The sequence below is a fragment of the bacterium genome, assembly GCA_024228115.1.
Taxonomy (GTDB): domain Bacteria; phylum Myxococcota_A; class UBA9160; order UBA9160; family UBA6930.
The window spans coordinates 1-747 of record JAAETT010000090.1 but is presented as its reverse complement, the minus strand read 5'-3'; the positions used below and the strand labels follow the sequence as shown (position 1 = coordinate 747).

The window sequence follows — 747 nt, the reverse complement described above, 5'->3', positions numbered from 1 at the left end:
TTCACCTACTGCAATTGCTGTTGTTGTATCTAAATTCCAGCTACCATCTACTACTTCTACTTGGTATAACTTACCATTTACTTCTACATCTAAATAACCTTCTACATTTTTTGCTGTTCCGTTAAATGCTGGTGTTGTATCTGAAGTTACTGTTGTATCTACTAATGTTACTGCATCTGTTATTGTATGTAATGTATATATTATAAATGTATCTGTTACTGGTTCTATTGCATTTCCATCAGCATCTTCTGCATCAATAGTAATTGTATATTCACCATCTTTTAATTCAACTGGAGCATTTCCACCATTTGGAATAGCTGTTGTTGTATCTAAAGTCCAGTTACCATTAGCTTCTGGAGTAACTGTATATACATTCCCATTAATATCTATTGTAAGATCACCGTCTACATTTTTAGATGTTCCACTAAATTCTGGTGTTGTATCATTTGTTTCTACTGTATCTAACACTGTTACAACCGCATCTGTTGTTTTATCAACTGTAAATGTATCTGTTACTGGAACTATTGCATTTCCATCAGCATCTACTGCATTTACAGTAACTGTATAATTTCCTTCATCTAATTCTGTAACTTCTGTTTCACCTACTGCAATTGCTGTTGTTGTATCTAAATTCCATCTACCATCTACTACTTCTACTTGGTATAACTTACCATTTACTTCTACATTTACGTAACCCTCTACATTTTTAGCTGTTCCGTTAAATGCTGGTGTTGTATCTGAAATGAT

At 33.2% G+C, this 747-nt stretch carries 1 protein-coding gene; it reads right to left on the bottom strand.

Annotated elements, in window-relative coordinates; translation table 11 throughout:
- Window positions 1-747 (bottom strand): hypothetical protein (locus GY937_04940; protein ID MCP5056057.1); only part of this gene is annotated, 747 nt, incomplete at both ends.